Raw genomic sequence first — 1,561 nt, 5'->3', positions numbered from 1 at the left:
CGGGCGTCGCGCCCGCGCCGCAGATGAACGTGATGCCGGCCTCGGCGAACGCTTCGCTGCGGTCGTCGAGCATGTCGATCACGCGCGAGCGCTTGAGCACGTCGATCATGACCCCGGCGTAGCCGCCCTCCGCGAACCGGTCGGCCGTTCGGGGGATGAAGTCGTGCTCGTAGTTCGGCAGCGCGAGCAGGACCGCGTCGATCCGGTCGCCGTGATCGATGATCTCCTGAATCGGATCCTCGCTGGATCGAGCCTGGCTCGAGGCGATGACGCCCCTGTCTTCGCCGTGCTGTTTGACGCCGCTCTCGCCTTCCCTGGTCGCTGCACCTCCATCAGTCGCGACTTCGTTGTCTATGTTCCCCTCCGTCGCCGCCAACAGTTCGTCGACGTCGAGGCCGTTGAAGTCGAACGCGACGCCGTGGCGGTCACACGCCGCGACGGGCGTTAGCGCGTCTTTGTGCTGGCTCACTTCGAGTGCTCGTCGGCCGATGCCACCGGTTCCGAGTACCGCAAACGTGATTTCGTTCATGGATATCGTCTGCCGCTATCGTTTCGCGTCAGTCGTCGCTCGGTTCCGCGCCCGTACTCGCCGTCGTGTCGGTCGATGACTCCGCGGAGTCGCTCCGTCGGGCCTTGACCGCCTCCGGATCGAAGTCGTTCGTGTCCCGGTTGGGCTCGAGCCCCGCGCGCTCGATGATTTCGATGTCGTCGCCGGGCGATTGGCCCTCGGTCGTGAGGTAGTCGCCCGTGAGGATGCCGTCAGCGCCGGCCTCGAGAGGCAAGTGCTGTTCGTCCGGCTCGAGGTTCACCTCGCGGCCGCCGGTCAGGCGGACCCGTGCGTGGGGATGGAGCAGCTTGTACACCGCGACCGTCTCGACGATCTCCGACGTGCTGATGTCGACGCCCCGTTCGGCCAGCGGCGTCCCCGCAACGGGGTTGAGAACGTTCACCGGGAGCGAGGAGACGCCGATGTCCTGCAGGGCGATAGCCGCTTCGACCCGGTCGGTCGGCGTCTCGCCCATGCCGAGGATGACGCCGGCACAGAGGTCCATCCCGGCCGCCTTGGCGACCTCGAGCGTCTGCACTCGGTCCTCGAAGCTGTGGCTCCCGACGATCTCGGGGAAGTAGTTCGGAGAGGTCTCGATGTTGTGATTGTAGTGGTTGATCCCCTCTGCGGCGAGGGTTTCGGCCTCCTCCTCGGTCAGAATGCCGAGCGAGGCGTCGACCTCGAGGTCGCATTCGTCGCGGACGAGTCGGATCGACTCGAGGACCTCCTCCCACTCTTCGGGCCGGTGTTCCTTCGAGACGCCCTTCTCGGCGACGACGATCCCGAAGCGCTGGGCACCGTCGCGTTCGGCCCGTTTGGCCGCCTCGAGGATCTTCTCGGGGCCGAGGAACCCGTAGGTGTCGATGCCGGTGTCGAAGTGGACCGACTGCGCACAGAAGCCGCAGTCCTCGGCGCAGTTGCCCGCCTTCGCGTTGACGATCGAGCAGGCGTCGACCGTGCCGTCGCCGAAGTGATCGCGCACGGCCGCGCCGGCCTCCGCGAGCGCCTCGACCG

The 1,561-nt window shown here is 67.0% G+C and carries 1 protein-coding gene and 1 pseudogene; both read right to left on the bottom strand.

Annotated elements, in window-relative coordinates; genetic code table 11:
* Window positions 1-529: pseudogene (locus PGX04_RS21165) on the bottom strand (transcriptional regulator); the annotation flags it as partial.
* A gap of 28 nt (window positions 530-557) precedes the next feature.
* Window positions 558-1,561: biotin synthase BioB (gene bioB / locus PGX04_RS21160; RefSeq protein ID WP_273740318.1), on the bottom strand; the 1,004-nt coding region annotated here is incomplete at its 5' end.

The sequence above is a fragment of the Natrinema soli genome, from assembly GCF_028618695.1.
This window is presented reverse-complemented; position numbering and strand designations above follow the sequence as displayed.